This is a genomic window from Kitasatospora sp. Root107 (assembly GCF_001424875.1).
Lineage (GTDB): Bacteria > Actinomycetota > Actinomycetes > Streptomycetales > Streptomycetaceae > Kitasatospora.
The window spans coordinates 19,035-33,726 of sequence record NZ_LMCT01000005.1 but is presented as its reverse complement, the minus strand read 5'-3'; the positions used below and the strand labels follow the sequence as shown (position 1 = coordinate 33,726).

Sequence of the window (14,692 nt, the reverse complement as noted above, 5' to 3'; positions counted from 1 at the left end):
CCTCACCCCACCCGCAGAGATAGGCAGATCCCCCATGCGCAGAACCGCCGCCGCAGCCGTCGCCGCCGCGCTGCTCCTCTCCCTCACCGCCTGTGCCAACGACGCCGCCTCCTCCACCCACGCCGAGGCCGGGCAGAAGGTCGAAGGACCCAAGGTCAAGATCATGGTCGGTGGCCTGGACAAGGTCATCTACCTGCCCGCGATGCTCACCCAGCGGCTCGGCCACTTCGCCCAGGCCGGCGTCAACGTCGAGCTGCTGAGCGAACCGGCCGGCGTCAACGCCACCACCGCCCTGCTCGCCGGGGACGTCCAGGGAGCGGTCGGCTTCTACGACCACACCATCGACCTGCAGGCCAAGGGCAAGAACGTCGAGTCGGTGGTCCAGTTCTCGCAGGCACCCGGCGAGGTCGAGGTGGTCTCCGCCAAGCAGGCCGACGCGATCAAGTCCGGCGCGGACTTCAAGGGCAAGAAGCTCGGCGTCACCAGCATCGGCTCCTCCACCGACTTCCTCACCAAGTACCTCGCCGTCAAGAACGGCGTCGCGGTCAGCGAGTTCAGCCCGATCGCGGTCGGCGCCGGGCAGACCTTCATCGCCGCCATGCAGCAGGGCAGCATCGACGCCGGGATGACCACCGACCCGACGGTGGCCAACATCCTGGCCAAGAACATCGGCACGGTGCTCTACGACATGCGCACCCCCGAGGGCTCCAAGGCCGCGCTCGGCGGGCTCTACCCGTCCTCCTCGCTCTACATGAACACCGACTGGGTCGAGAAGAACAAGGACACCGCCCAGAAGTTGGCGAACGCCTTCGTGAAGACCCTCAAGTGGATGTCCACCCACACCCCCGCCGAGATCGCCGCCCAGATGCCGGCCGACTACGCCCAGGGCGGCGCCGAGCAGTACGCCGAGGCGATCAAGGCCACCCTGCCGATGTTCACCACCGACGGCGTGATGCCGCCCGAGGGCCCGAAGACCGTGCTGGCCGTCCTGGCCGCCTTCCACCCGGACGTCAAGGGCAAGGAAGCCTCGATCGACCTCTCGAAGACCTACACCAGCGAGTTCGTCACCAAGGCGGGCTGACGCCGACTCGCTGACGGCCCCTCATCTTCCTGGACAGCAGGTGAGGGGCCGTCGGCGCGTCCAGACGGATTATCGTTCTGCGTTATGACGATCACCGCCGCCCTGGTCGACGCCACCGTGGCCGCCTCCGTGCTCGCCGGGCTGCTGCTCGGCCCCCGGCTGCTGCGCCGCCCGGCACCGCCCGAGGCCGGGCGCACCGTCGCCCCGGAGGTCCTGCTGGTGGGCGTGATCGCCCTGGTCTATCTCAACCAACTGCTCTGCTCCGCCTACCTGCTGCGCGTGCACGGCGGGGACGTCTCGTTCGTCACCCGCTACCTGCCGCCGGGCTGGTTCGCCCAGCCGGACGGCAACCCGCTGGTCCGGCTGGTCGCCGACCAGCTGCCCGCTCCGACGCTGTTCGGGCCCACCGTGCTCCGGGTGCAGGCTTTCCTGGAACTGCCGTTCGTGCTGCTCGCGTACGGCACCGTGCTGCGCCGGCTCAGCCCAGCGCTCTACCGCACGGTGCTCGGCTCCGGCCCGCTGGTGTGGTCGGCCGTGCTCTCCTACACGGTGGTCTTCGGGGCGGTTGAGTGGGGCCTGCCCAACCCCTGGACCAACCAGGACCTGGTGATCCGGGCCGTCTCTGCCCTCCTCACCGCACCTCTGCTCACCACCCTCGCCCGGCGCGAGCGCGGCGCCGACCGGCAGCCCGGGGCGGGCGGCCTGCTGCTCTTCGGCGCCTCTCTCTGGGCCATTGGCCAGCTGGTCATGGTGGTCTACGACACCGCACTGCTCTACAACCTCGGCCACCTGGGCGCCCGTTGGCCCGAACTGCTGCTCGCTCTGGCGGTGCTCACGGTCACCGCCCGGTGGCAGCCGGCCCGCCCGGCCGGGGGCCCGAGCGTGGCCGCCCTGGACGCGGTGCTGCGCCGGTCGCTGGTGCTCTTCCTGGTGCCGGCACTGGCGATCCGCTACAGCGCCGACTTCGGCACCCTGCTGCTCGCGGCGGGCGGGGCCCTGTTGGTCGGCGCGCTCGCCCTGTGGCACCGGCCGGTCCGCGACGCACTGCTCCCGCTCGCCCTGGGCGGGGCGGTCGGACTGGCCGCCGCGTACCTGACGGTGTGGCTGGTCATCGACGTCTACTACGAGAGCGCTCTGCTGCGGGCGATGCTCGCCCTGCTCGTGGTGATGACGCTGGTCTGCGCGCTGGCCGACCGCCTCAGATCTGACGAGCGGTCAGTTCGCACAGTGAGCTGACGTCCATCCGGACCGGGGTGGCCGGGCTCTTGCCGCAACTCTCCGCGCGCGGCGGTTCGCTGACGGCCTGCACCACCTCGACCCGCCAGCCGCGACCGTCCGTGTGCCGCACCTCGACCAGCCCGTCCGGCTGCTGAATCAGCGTCAGCGCGTCCGCTGCCGTCTCACCGGTCAGTTCCCGGACGGCCTGCTCAGCCGCCTGGCCCGGGCGGTCCCAGTACGAGCGTCCGCGCGAGAACTCGGGCACGGTGTGCCCGGCGGCGGTCGCCGCCAGCACCTCCTTGGCACCCGTCGGCGTCAGCCGCCCGTACGCGTAGCCGAACGGCAGCACCAGCATGGTGGGGGAGAACCGGTGCCCGCCCAGGTGAGTGACCTCCCAGACCTCGGCGTGCCCGGCGGCCGCCAGCTCGGCCGCCAACGGCCGCCCCAGCAGCGCACAGCAGCGGTCCCGCCGGCCGTTGGTGCACACCAGCGCCAGCGGGTCACCGCGGTGCTCGGTACCGAAACCGCCGTGCACGCCCGCGCCCAGCGCGGCGAAGTCCAGCGTCAGCAGCTCGGCCGGATCGGCCACCGCAGTGCGCCGCACCCAGGAGTTGCCCGGCGCCGTGTGCGCCACGATCACCTCGTGCCGGGCGGTCGGCAGGCAGTCCGCATGCCGCCCCGGACGCCGGATCAGCGCGATCCGCACCCCCGTGCCCGCCGCCGCAGCGTCCAGCGCCCGCCCGACCTCGGCCTCCAAGTGGCTCTCGGTCAGCGCCTTCGCGCCCCACGGCCCGGCCTGCTCCACCAACAGCCAGGTCGCCGCCGTCGCCGCGGTGGCAGCCAACGGCTCGGTCAGTTCGCGCGACAACGTTGCACAGGTGCTCACAAAGGCCAGGCTACCCTCGGCCCGGCCAGGGGCTCGGGCACCTGCGCTCCGGGCATCAGCCACCAGGGGCTCGGGGAACTGCGACGCCGACCTCGGAAAAGGTCACCGTTGCGTAGGTGGTCAGGCACTTTGCAGTGTGACCCGCGCGCCAGACCTCCTCGCAGTTCCCCGAGCCCCTGGACCGTAAATGGTTGACCGTATGCCTAGGAGGCCGGCCCCGCCACCACCGCGATGGTGCCCGTCACCGGGATGCCCGAGCCGTCCCGGCGAGGGTCGCGCTCCGGCAGCTCGACCGGAGCCCCCGCCGCCGTGGCCGCACGGGCCGGCGCCGGGCCCGCCCAGGCGAACGCGAGGGCGTCCTCACCGCGCAGGAAGCGTTGGCACCGCACCCCACCCGTGGCCCGCCCCTTCCGCGGGTACTGCTCGAACGGCGTGACCTTCCAGCTGGTGTGCTCACCACCCGTCAACGTCGCCGAGGCGGCCGCGACCGAGACCACCACCGCGTCCACCGCCGGGTCCACCGCCGTGAACGACAGCACCCGTGCGCCGTCCGCCAGCTTCACACCCGCCATACCGCCCGCCGGGCGGCCCTGCGGACGGACCTGCCCCGCCGGGTACCGCAGCAACTGGGCATCGGACGTGATGAAGACCAAGTCCTCCTCGCCCGTGCGCAGTTCGACCGCGCCGATCACGGCGTCACCCTCCTTGAGGGCGATCACCTCGAACTCGTCCTTGTTGGCCGGCCACTCCGGCACCACCCGCTTCACCACACCCTGCACCGTGCCCAGCGCCAACCCCGGCGAGGACTCGTCCAGCGTGGTCAGCCCGATCACCCGCTCGCCGTCCTCCAGGCGGAGGAACTCGCTCACCGCAGCCCCGCCCGCCAGCGACAGCGTCGGCGACGGCGGCAGCGCGGGCAGGTCGATCACCGGCAGCCGCAACGCCCGCCCGGCCGAGGTCACCACACCCACGTCACCCCGGGCCGTGGCCGACACCGCCGACACCACCACGTCGTGCTTGGCCCGCGACTCCGACAGCTCCACCGGCTCGCCGTCCGCCAGCCGAGCCAGCAGGCCCGTCGAGGAGAGCAGCACCCGGCACGGGTCGTCCGCGACCTCCAGCGGCACCGACAGCGTGGTGGTCGGCACCGCACCGGCCTCCAGCAGCACCGTCCGCCGCTCGGTGCCGAACTGCTTGGACACCGCGCCGAGTTCGTTCGACACCACGCTGCGCAGCTTGCTGTCCGAGTCCAGGATCTCGGTCAGATCCGCGATCTCCGAGAGCAGCTTGGCCTGCTCCGCCTCCAGCTCCACCCGGTCGAACCGGGTGAGCCGACGCAGCGGAGTGTCCAGGATGTACGAGGTCTGCGTCTCCGACAGGGAGAAACGCTCCATCAGGCGCTCCTTGGCCTGCGTCGCGTTCTCGCTCGCGCGGATGATCGCGATCACCTCGTCGATGTCGACCAGCGCGACCAGCAGACCCTCGACCAGGTGCAGCCGCTCCTGGCGCTTGCGCCGGCGGAAGTCGCTGCGCCGACGCACCACCGTGAAGCGGTGGTCGACATAGACCTCCAGCAGCTCCTTCAGACCCAGCGTCAGCGGCTGGCCGTCGACCAGCGCCACGTTGTTGATGCCGAAGGTCTCCTCCATCGGCGTCAGCTTGTAGAGCTGCTCCAGCAGGGCCTCCGGGACGAAGCCGTTCTTCACCTCGATCACCAGGCGCAGACCGTGCGAACGGTCCGTCAGGTCCTTGACGTCGGCGATGCCCTGGAGCTTCTTCGACCCGACCAGGTCCTTGATCTTGGCGATCACCTTCTCCGGGCCGACCGTGAACGGCAGCTCGGTGACCACGATGCCCTTGCGGCGCGCGGTCACCGCCTCGATCGACACCGTCGCCCGGATCTTGAAGGTGCCACGGCCGTTCTCGTACGCGTCCCGGATGCCGGACAGCCCGACGATCCGGCCACCCGTCGGCAGGTCCGGGCCAGGTACGAAGCGCATCAGGGTGTCGAGGTCGGCCGTCGGATGCTTGATCAGATGCCGGGCGGCGGCCACCACCTCGGCCAGGTTGTGCGGCGGCATGTTGGTCGCCATACCGACCGCGATCCCGGTCGCGCCGTTCACCAGCAGATTCGGGAAGGCGGCGGGGAGCACGGTGGGTTCCTGCTCGCTGCCATCGTAGTTCGGCCCGAAATCGACGGTGTCCTCGTGGATCGACTCCACCAGCGCCATCGAGGCGGCCGTCAGCCGCGACTCGGTGTACCGCATCGCGGCCGGCGGGTCGTCGTTGCCGAGCGAACCGAAGTTCCCGTGGCCGTCGATCAGCGGCAGCCGCATCGAGAACGGCTGCGCCATCCGGACCACGGAGTCGTAGATCGAGGCGTCACCGTGCGGGTGCAGACGGCCCATCACCTCGCCGACCACCCGCGCACACTTCACGTGCGCACGATCCGGGCGCAGGCCCATCTCGTTGGCCTGGTAGAGGATGCGCCGGTGCACCGGCTTGAGGCCGTCCCGGGCGTCGGGCAGAGCACGGGAGTAGATGACCGAGTAGGCGTACTCCAGGAAGGAGCCCTGCATCTCGTCCACCACGTCCACGTCGAGGATGCGCTCCTCGAAGTCTCCGGGCGGCGGGGTGGGCGAACTGCGGCGGGCCATCGCGGCGGGGCTCCCTTACGTCTCTGACGGGTACTTCGGTAACTGTCCGGGGGGCTGCTGGGGTACGGCGCCCCCCATTGTGGACCCTCGCACCGACAGCCTCGGTCAACCCCCTCTCCACGAGCCCACTTCCGCCCGTGGCGAACGCCCTGCTGGCGCGGGCACATCCAAGCGCCTCACGCGTTGCACCACAATGAGGGAACGGCAATCCAGCCGCCCGGACCGACGACTCGAAGACGGGAAGGACCCAGCATGGCCAACCCGGCCCCCGCCTCCACCCGAGGCCTCGCCATCACCGAGCACCGCCTGGCCAACGGCCTGCGCGTGGTGCTCTCCGAGGACCACCTCACCCCGGTGACCGCCGTCTGCCTCTGGTACGACGTCGGTTCCCGCCACGAGGTGAAGGGGCGCACCGGCCTGGCCCACCTCTTCGAGCACCTGATGTTCCAGGGCTCGGCCAACGTGTCCAACAACGGCCACTTCGAACTGGTCCAGGGCGCCGGCGGCTCCCTCAACGGCACCACCAGCTTCGAGCGCACCAACTACTTCGAGACCATGCCGGCCCACCAACTGGAGCTCGCGCTCTGGCTGGAGGCCGACCGGATGGGCTCCCTGCTGGCCGCCCTCGACGACGCCTCGATGGAGAACCAGCGCGACGTCGTCAAGAACGAGCGCCGCCAGCGCTACGACAACGTCCCGTACGGCACCGCCTTCGAGAAGCTCACCGCACTCTCCTTCCCGGACGGCCACCCGTACCACCACACCCCGATCGGCTCGATGGCCGACCTGGACGCGGCCACCCTGGAGGACGCCCGGGAGTTCTTCCGGACGAACTACGCGCCCAACAACGCCGTGCTCTCCATCGTCGGCGACCTCGACCCCGAGCAGACCATCGCCTGGGTCGAGAAGTACTTCGGCACCATCCCCGCCCACGACGGCAAGCAGCCGCCGCGCGACGGCGCCCTGCCCGAGGTGATCGGCCAGGAGATCCGCGAACTCGTCCAGGAGGACGTCCCCTCCCGGGCGTTGATGGCCGCCTACCGCCTGCCGCACGACGGCACCCGCGAGGCCGACGCAGCCGACCTGGCGCTCACCATCCTCGGCTCCGGCGAGTCCAGCCGCCTCTACAGCCGCCTGGTCCGCCGCGACCGCACCGCCGTCACCGCCGGCTTCGGCCTGCTCCGGCTGTCCGGCGCCCCCTCGCTCGGCTGGCTCGACGTCAAGACCTCCGGCGACGCCACCATCGAGCAGATCGAGACCGCCGTCGACGAGGAGCTCGCCCGGTTCGCCGCCGAGGGCCCCAGCGCCGAGGAACTCGAGCGCGCCCAGGCCCAGATCGAGCGCGAGTGGCTCGACCGGCTCACCACCGTGGCCGGCCGCGCCGACGAACTCTGCCGCTACGCCGTCCTGTTCGGCGACCCCAAGCTGCTCAACGACGCGCTCGGCAAGGTCCTCGACGTCACCGCCGACGAGGTCAAGGCGGTGGCCGCCGCCCGGCTGCGCCCCGACAACCGCGCGGTCCTGGTCTACGAGCCCACCACCACCGACGACGCTGCCGAGACCGAGGACGAGGAGGCGGCGGCATGACCGACCCCACCCCCACCATGACCTTCCACCCGCAGCCGACCGCGGGCACCCCCGCCCCCTGGGCCTTCCCGGCCCCCGAGCGCACCACCCTGGCCAACGGCCTCACGGTGCTGCACTGCCACCGCCCCGGCCAGCAACTCGTCGCCGTGGAAATCCAGTTGGACGCCCCGCTGGCCGCCGAACCGGACGGCCTGGACGGCATCGCCAACATCCTCTCCCGCGCCCTCAGCGAGGGCACCGACACCCTCACCGCCGAGGAGTACGCCGGCGAGCTGGAGCGGGCCGGTGCCACCCTGGACGCGCACGCCGACCACCCCGGCATCCGGGTCTCCCTGGAGGTCCCGGCCTCCCGCCTGGAGCGCGGCCTCACCCTGCTCGCCGACGCCCTGCGCGCCCCCGCCCTCCCCGAGGACGAGATCGAGCGGCTGGTCGCCAACCGCCTCGACGAGATCGTGCACGAGCAGGCCAACCCGGCCCGCCGCGCCGCCAAGGCGCTCTACGCAACCCTCTTCGAGGAGGCCGACCGGCTCTCCCGCCCGCGCAGCGGCACCGCCGACACCGTCAAGAACATCACCCGGGCCGCCGTCCAGTCCTTCTACGCCGACCACGTCCGGCCCGCCACCGCCACCGCCGTGGTGGTCGGCGACCTGACCGGCATCGACCTCGACGCGCTGCTCGAAGCCACCCTCGGCGGTTGGACCGCCGCCCCCACCGCCGCCGGCACGCACGCTCCGGTCAGCGCCGACGACGCCGGACGGGTCGTCATCGTCGACCGCCCCGGCTCCGTCCAGACCCAGCTGCTGATCGGCCGGATCGGCCCCGACCGCCACGACCCGCTCTGGGCCGCCCAGATCCTGGGCACCTACTGCCTCGGCGGCACCCTCACCTCCCGGCTCGACCGCGTGCTGCGCGAGGAGAAGGGCTACACCTACGGCGTCCGGGCCTTCGCCCAGCCGCTGCGCTCCAACGCCGAGGGCTCCGGCCGCGCGCTGATCGCCATCAGCGGCTCGGTGGACACCGCCTCCACTGCCCCCGCCTTGGCGGACACCTGGACCATCCTGCGCACGCTGGCCGCCAAGGGCCTCACCGACGACGAGCGCGACGAGGCCGTCCAGTTCCTGGTCGGGGTCGCCCCGCTCAAGTACGAGACGGCCGGCTCGGTCGCCGCCACCCTGGCCGACCAGGTCGAGCAGTACCTGCCGGACGACTACCAGGCCGAGATCTACCGGCAGCTCGCCGCCCTCGACACCGCCGCCGCCACCGCAGCCGTGGTCGCCGCCTTCCCGCCGGACCGGCTGGTCACCGTGCTGGTCGGCGATGCCTCCGTGATCGCGGACCAGGTACGGGAGTTGGGCATCGGCGAGGTCACCGTCATCAGCTGACGTGTCTTGTCGCAGCGGCCCGACGGAGCATCAGCTCCGTCGGGCCGTCGCCGTTTATTCCGTTGCCGGGGCATTGCCCCCTGTGGCTAGATAGCACCCGTCGCCCGGTCGGGCGGCCACACACAGGAGAGGAGGCGGTCACCATGCGGGTCGAGCGAACCAGCTCCCTCAGGCGACCGTACTTCCCCTGTACCGCTCGCTGAGCGCTCTCGACCTCCCCGAGCCACGCCGGAAGCTTCGCGCGGCACCCCCTTCACTAAGCTTGGAACCAGCCGACCCCTGGAGGTCGTTCACCATGTCGTACACCGAAGTCCCCGGCATCCGGGTCCCGATCCGGATGTGGACCAACCCCTCGACGGTCGAGGGCCAGGCCATGCAGCAGCTGCGCAACATCAGCTCGCTCCCGTGGCTGCACGGCCTCGCCGTGATGCCCGACGTCCACCTGGGCAAGGGCGCCACCGTCGGCTCCGTCATCGCCATGAAGGGCGCGGTCTGCCCGGCGGCGGTCGGCGTCGACATCGGCTGCGGCATGAGCGCGGTGAAGACCTCGCTGACCGCGAAGGATCTTCCCGACGACCTGTCGCGGCTGCGCTCGAAGATCGAGCAGGTCATCCCGGTCGGCCGTGGTCTGCACACCGACCCGGTCGACCCGAAGAAGCTGCACGGCTTCGCGACGGCGGGGTGGGACGACTTCTGGAGCCGCTTCGACGGCATCGCCGGCGAGGTGAAGTGGAAGCGTGAGCGGGCCGCCCAGCAGATGGGATCGCTCGGCGGGGGGAATCACTTCGTTGAGGTATGTGTAGACAAGTCCGATTCGGTATGGCTGATGCTGCACTCCGGATCGCGGAACATCGGCAAGGAGCTGGCGGAGCACCACATGGGCGTCGCCCGTTCGCTGTCGCACAACCAGGGCCTGGTCGACCGCGACCTCGCGGTCTTCATCGCGGACACCCCGCAGATGGCGGCCTACCGGAGTGACCTCTTCTGGGCACAGGAGTACGCCAAGAACAACCGTGCAGTGATGATGGCGCTGTTCCAGGACATCGTCCGGCGCGAGTTCCCGAAGGCGAAGGTCGCTTACGACCAGGTGATCAGCTGCCACCACAACTACGTCTCCGAGGAGCGCTACGACGGTGTCGACCTGCTGGTCACCCGGAAGGGCGCGATCCGGGCCGGCTCGGGCGAGTACGGCATCATCCCGGGCTCGATGGGCACGGGTTCGTACATCGTCCGCGGTCTGGGCAACGAGGCGGCGTTCAACTCGGCCTCGCACGGCGCGGGCCGGAAGATGAGCCGTACCGCAGCGAAGAAGACGTTCACCACGCAGGACCTGGCGGAGCAGACCAAGGGCGTCGAGTGCCGTAAGGACAGCGGCGTCGTGGACGAGATCCCGGGCGCGTACAAGTCGATCGAGAAGGTCATGGAGCAGCAGCGTGACCTGGTCGAGGTGGTCGCCCAGCTCAAGCAGGTCGTCTGCGTGAAGGGCTGACCGTCGCTCAGGGCCGGGGTGCGAGAGCACCCCGGCCCTTTCGCGTTCAGAATGGCGCACGTGGACTACCAGCAGCTTCTGCACGACGTGATGGACACCGCCCTGCGCGCGCCCGAGCGCGGCCGGCCCGCCGACTACATCCCGGCGCTCGCCGCCGTCGACCCGACCGCGTTCGGGATGGCGATCGCGACGGTGGACGGGGACGTGTACGGGGCGGGGGACTGGGATACGCCGTTCTCGGTGCAGAGCGTGTCGAAGCTGTTCACCCTGGCGTTGGCGCTCGCCGAGGGTGGGGACGAGCTGTGGAAGCGGGTCGGGCGGGAGCCGTCCGGGAATCCGTTCAACTCGCTGGTGCAGTTGGAGACCGAGCACGGGATTCCGCGTAATCCGTTCATCAACGCGGGGGCGTTGGTGGTGACGGACCGTCTGCTGGAGCTGACGGGGGACGCGGTGGGGGCGGTGCGGGACTTCCTGCGGGCGGAGGCGGGCAACGACCGCATCGAGGTGGACGACGCGGTGGCCTCCTCCGAGGCGCGGCACGGCCACCGGAACGCGGCGCTGGCCCACTTCATCGCCAGCTACGGGAACCTGCGCAACCCGGTGGACAGCGTGCTGGCGCACTACTACGCGCACTGCGCGATCGCCACCAGCTGCCGGGACCTGGCACTGGTGGGCCGGTTTCTGGCCTCGCACGGGGTACGGGCGGACGGCTCGCGGCTGCTCACCCGCAGCGAGGCGAAGCGGGTGAACGCGGTGCTGCTCACCTGCGGGACGTACGACGCGGCGGGCGAGTTCGCGTTCCGGGTCGGGCTGCCGGGCAAGAGCGGGGTGGGCGGCGGGATCCTGGCCGTACTGCCGGGGCGGGGCGCGGTCTGCGTGTGGAGCCCGGGTCTCGACCAGGCGGGGAACTCGGTGCTGGGCGTAGCGGCGCTGGACGCACTGACCACCGCGACCGGCTGGTCGGTGTTCTAGGCCGACGGTCGAGGACCAGGGCATGCGGAAGGGGCGCACCGAGACTTCCGGTGCGCCCCTTCCCGGCGGGCTGTCAGGCGGCGGGGAGCTCGTCCAGGCCCTCCTGGACCAGCTTCGCCAGGCGGTCCAGCGCCGCGTCGGCGCCCTCGGCCTCGGAGGCCAGGATCACCGGGTCGCCGCCCTCGGCGCCCAGGCCGAGCAGGGCGAGCATGGAGGCGGCGTTGACCGGCTTGCCGCCCTCCTTGGCGATCGTGACCGGCACGCCGACGGCGGTCGCCGCGCGGACGAAGACCGAGGCGGGACGGGCGTGCAGGCCCTCGGGCCAACCGATGGTGACGCGGCGCTCAGCCATGAGACGTGCCTTTCAGGTGGTGCTGGTGGAGCCATGTTGTCTAGACCATTGTGGCACGCAAACCGTGAGGTCGCGCCGCCGCGGGACGCTTTGGTGGCCAAGGTCCCACCCTGCCCCGCCGCCCGGCCCCGTGCCACGCGGCTCGCCGCCGACCAGCAGGGCAACGACTTCGCAAGACGCACCCGCGCGACCGGGTCCACCCGGCGTTCGAACGTCTAACCTGACGCTGTGGAACACCCCGCGCCGCACCGCGACGAGCACAGCTACCCCCAGCACTGGGAGGCCGACGTCCTGCTGCGCGACGGCGGCACGGCCCGGATCCGGCCGATCACCGAGGCCGACGCCGAGCGGCTGGTGGAGTTCTACGAACGGGTCTCCGACCAGTCGAAGTACTTCCGGTTCTTCGCGCCCTACCCCCGGCTCTCCGACAAGGACGTCCGCCGCTTCACCCACCACGACTACGTGAACCGGGTCGGCCTGGCCGTGGTGGTCCGGGACAGGTTCATCGCCACCGTCCGGTACGACCGGATCGACCCGGACGGCCGCCCGTCCGTCACCGGCACCGATGCCGAGGTGGCCTTCCTGGTGCAGGACGCGCACCAGGGCCGGGGGGTGGCCTCCGCACTGCTGGAGCACATCGCCGCCGTCGCCCAGGAACGCGGCATCCGCCGGTTCACCGCCGAGGTGCTGCCGGAGAATCGCAAGATGGTGAAGGTCTTCACCGACGCGGGCTACACCCAGAAGCGGTCCTTCGCCGACGGCGTGGTGCACCTGGAGTTCGACCTGGAGCCGACCGACTCCTCACTGGCCGTCATGCGGGCCCGCGAGCACCGCGCCGAGGCCCGAAGCGTGCAGCGGCTGCTGACGCCCCGCTCGGTCGCGGTGATCGGGGTGTCCCGCAGTCCGCAGTCGGTCGGCCGGGCGCTGCTGCGCAACCTCCAGGGCTTCGACGGCAACGTGTACGCGGTGAACCGCAACGCCCCGCCCGGCACCGAGATCGACGGCGTCCCCACCTACCGCTCGGTGCTGGAGATCCCAGGTCCGGTCGACCTGGCGGTGATCGCGGTGCCCGCCACCGCCGTGCCGGGGACCGTCGCGGACTGCGGCGCACACGGCGTGCAGGGCCTGGTGGTGGTCACCGCCGGGTACGCCGAGACCGGCCCGGAGGGGCGGGACCGCCAGCGCGCGCTGGTCCGGCAGGCCCGCGCGGCCGGGATGCGGGTGATCGGCCCGAACGCGTTCGGCCTGCTGAACACCGACCCCGAGCACCCGCTGAACGCCTCGCTCGCCCCGGTGCTGCCCGCGCGCGGCCCGTTCGGCCTGTTCTGCCAGTCCGGTGCGATCGGCGTCGCGCTGCTGGAGGCCGCGCACCGCCGGGGCCTGGGCATCTCCTCGTTCGCCTCGGTCGGCAACCGGGCGGACGTCTCCGGCAACGACTGGCTGCAGTACTGGGAGGAGGACCCGGCCACCGACGTGGTGCTGCTCTACCTGGAGTCCTTCGGCAACCCGCGCAAGTTCACCCGGATCGCCCGCCGGCTGGCCGCGAACAAGCCGGTGGTGGTGATCAAGGGGGCCAGGCACACCGGCAGCCTGCCGCCCGGCCACGCCGTCCAGCCCGCCGCCAGCCGGCTGCGCGATGCCACCGTGGACGCGCTGTTCCAGCAGGCCGGCGTGCTGCGGGTGGGCACCATCACCGAGCTGTACGACGTCGGCGAGCTGCTGGCCCACCAACCGCTGCCGGCCGGTGACCGGGTGGCCGTGGTCGGCAACTCCGACTCGCTCGGGCTGCTCACCCACGACGCGCTGCTCAGCGCCGGGCTGCACCCGCGCTCCCCGGTCGACCTGACTACCGGCGCCACCGGCGAGAACTTCCGGATCGCCCTGGACACCGCGCTCACCGACCCTTTGATCGACGCGGTGATCGCGGTGGCCATCCCGCCGATCGCGGCTCAGGGCCCGACCCCCGACCTGGGTGCGGACGAGCCCGAGTTCGCCGACGCCCTGCTCGAAGCCTCCGGCCGGGCAAGGGACTTGGGCAAACCGCTGCTGCTCGCCCACCTGGCGCTGACCGAGCTGCCGGAGCGGCTGCGGGCCGGTGGCATCCCCGCCTACCCGGCCCCCGAGCGGGCCGTGCACGCGCTGGCCCAGGCGGTCAGGTACGCCGACTGGCGCCGCCGGACCGCCGAGGCGGAGCAGACCGCCCGGGTGCCCGAGCTGAGCCGGATCGCCGAGACCGAGGCCCGCGCCCTGGTGGAGGCCGCCCTGCAGACCAGGACCGCCGTTGCGGCCAGGACCCAGTCCGGCGGAGCACGGATCACGCTGCCCGACACGGTGACCGCCGCGCTGCTCGGCCACTACGGCATCGACGTGCACCCCGCGCTGCCCGCCCCCGACGAGGAGAGCGCGCTGCGGGCCGCCGCCACGCTCGGCTACCCCGTCGTCCTCAAGGCCACCGCCGAGCACCTGCGGCACCGCCCTGACCTGGGCAGCGTCCGGCTCGACCTGACCGGCGAGCCCGGGTTGCGGCGCGCCTTCCGGGAGCTGGACGCCCTGCTGGGCGGCGCGGCGAAGGCCGCCCTGGTGGTGCAGCGGCTCGCCCCGCGCGGGGTGGACACCGTGATCGGCGCCACCGTGGACCCGGCGGTCGGCGCGATCCTCTCCTTCGGCCTGGCCGGTGCCCCGGCCGAGCTGCTCGGCGATGTCGCGCACCGGCTGATCCCGGCCACCGACCAGGACGTGGCCGCCCTGATCCGGGAGGTCCGGGCGGCCCCGCTGCTGTTCGGCTGGCGCGGCGCCGAGCCGGTCGACACCGCCGCCCTGGAGGAGCTGCTGCTCCGGGTCTCCCGGCTGGTCGACGACCTGCCGGAGGTCGCCTCGGTGGACCTGGAACCGGTGGTGGTGGCCCCGAACGGGCTTGCGGTGCTGGCCGCCCGGGTGCGGATCGCACCACTCCCGGTACGAAGTGATCTGGGGCCGCGCGCCATGAGCACCCTGTAACCTTCCTTGGTTGCGTCCGACAGCGGACGCCCTCGGTCAGAAGCTCGGCGCAGTGCCGCCCGCTTCGTCCG

10 protein-coding genes are annotated in these 14,692 nt (G+C 71.8%); 7 read left to right on the top strand and 3 right to left on the bottom strand.

The features are described from left to right. Window positions 1–34 precede the first annotated feature (34 nt). Together ASC99_RS06605 and ASC99_RS06600 are read left to right on the top strand one after the other, a co-directional pair. Window positions 35–1,081 carry an ABC transporter substrate-binding protein gene (locus tag ASC99_RS06605; protein WP_057229326.1) on the top strand — a complete coding sequence of 349 codons (1,047 nt, stop codon included), beginning with the start codon at window positions 35–37 and terminating at the stop codon, window positions 1,079–1,081. A gap of 84 nt (window positions 1,082–1,165) precedes the next feature. Beyond that, window positions 1,166–2,317: a hypothetical protein gene (locus tag ASC99_RS06600; RefSeq protein ID WP_057229324.1), complete on the top strand. Its 1,152-nt coding sequence runs from the start codon at window positions 1,166–1,168 to the stop codon at window positions 2,315–2,317. Here ASC99_RS06600 and ASC99_RS06595 read toward each other — a convergent pair. Continuing rightward, window positions 2,280–3,185, bottom strand: a complete 906-nt coding sequence (locus ASC99_RS06595; RefSeq protein WP_057229322.1) for a sucrase ferredoxin — start codon at window positions 3,183–3,185, stop codon at window positions 2,280–2,282. The genes ASC99_RS06600 and ASC99_RS06595 overlap by 38 nt on opposite strands. 203 nt (window positions 3,186–3,388) lie before the next feature. After that, entirely contained in the window at window positions 3,389–5,842 is a 2,454-nt protein-coding gene (locus ASC99_RS06590; RefSeq protein WP_057229321.1) for a DNA topoisomerase (ATP-hydrolyzing) subunit A, read from the bottom strand. A gap of 252 nt (window positions 5,843–6,094) precedes the next feature. Between ASC99_RS06590 and ASC99_RS06585 the strand changes: the two genes are divergently transcribed. From ASC99_RS06585 to ASC99_RS06570, 4 genes are all read left to right on the top strand, one after another. Continuing rightward, window positions 6,095–7,429 carry a pitrilysin family protein gene (locus ASC99_RS06585; RefSeq protein ID WP_057229319.1) on the top strand — a complete coding sequence of 445 codons (1,335 nt, stop codon included), beginning with the start codon at window positions 6,095–6,097 and terminating at the stop codon, window positions 7,427–7,429. Next, entirely contained in the window at window positions 7,426–8,811 is a 1,386-nt protein-coding gene (locus tag ASC99_RS06580) for a pitrilysin family protein (RefSeq protein ID WP_057229317.1), read from the top strand. The genes ASC99_RS06585 and ASC99_RS06580 overlap by 4 nt, the downstream gene beginning before the upstream one ends. A gap of 295 nt (window positions 8,812–9,106) precedes the next feature. Continuing rightward, on the top strand, window positions 9,107–10,300 hold the full coding sequence (locus ASC99_RS06575) for an RtcB family protein (RefSeq protein WP_057229315.1): 1,194 nt from the start codon (window positions 9,107–9,109) through the stop codon (window positions 10,298–10,300). 51 nt (window positions 10,301–10,351) lie between these two features. Further along, a complete protein-coding gene (locus ASC99_RS06570; RefSeq protein WP_057229313.1) occupies window positions 10,352–11,272 on the top strand; it encodes a glutaminase in 921 nt (306 codons plus the stop codon). Window positions 11,273–11,345: 73 nt separating this feature from the next. On the opposite strand, the gene ASC99_RS06565 is transcribed toward ASC99_RS06570, so the two are convergent. Continuing rightward, window positions 11,346–11,624, bottom strand: coding sequence for an HPr family phosphocarrier protein (locus ASC99_RS06565; protein WP_057229311.1), 279 nt, complete (start codon window positions 11,622–11,624; stop codon window positions 11,346–11,348). A gap of 228 nt (window positions 11,625–11,852) precedes the next feature. On the opposite strand from ASC99_RS06565, the gene ASC99_RS06560 reads away from it, so the two are divergent. Beyond that, complete coding sequence (locus tag ASC99_RS06560; protein WP_057229310.1) at window positions 11,853–14,621, top strand: GNAT family N-acetyltransferase; 2,769 nt, start codon at window positions 11,853–11,855, stop codon at window positions 14,619–14,621. Window positions 14,622–14,692 lie beyond the last annotated feature (71 nt).

Bases quoted from the DNA above. Each gene is read 5' to 3' on its own strand.
- ASC99_RS06605 (WP_057229326.1), top strand. From the start codon at position 35: ATGCGCAGAACCGCCGCCGCAGCCGTCGCCGCCGCGCTGCTCCTCTCC.
- ASC99_RS06600 (WP_057229324.1), top strand. From the start codon at position 1,166: ATGACGATCACCGCCGCCCTGGTCGACGCCACCGTGGCCGCCTCCGTG.
- ASC99_RS06590 (WP_057229321.1), bottom strand. From the start codon at position 5,842: ATGGCCCGCCGCAGTTCGCCCACCCCGCCGCCCGGAGACTTCGAGGAG.
- ASC99_RS06585 (WP_057229319.1), top strand. From the start codon at position 6,095: ATGGCCAACCCGGCCCCCGCCTCCACCCGAGGCCTCGCCATCACCGAG.
- ASC99_RS06580 (WP_057229317.1), top strand. From the start codon at position 7,426: ATGACCGACCCCACCCCCACCATGACCTTCCACCCGCAGCCGACCGCG.
- ASC99_RS06575 (WP_057229315.1), top strand. From the start codon at position 9,107: ATGTCGTACACCGAAGTCCCCGGCATCCGGGTCCCGATCCGGATGTGG.
- ASC99_RS06570 (WP_057229313.1), top strand. From the start codon at position 10,352: ATGGCGCACGTGGACTACCAGCAGCTTCTGCACGACGTGATGGACACC.
- ASC99_RS06565 (WP_057229311.1), bottom strand. From the start codon at position 11,624: ATGGCTGAGCGCCGCGTCACCATCGGTTGGCCCGAGGGCCTGCACGCC.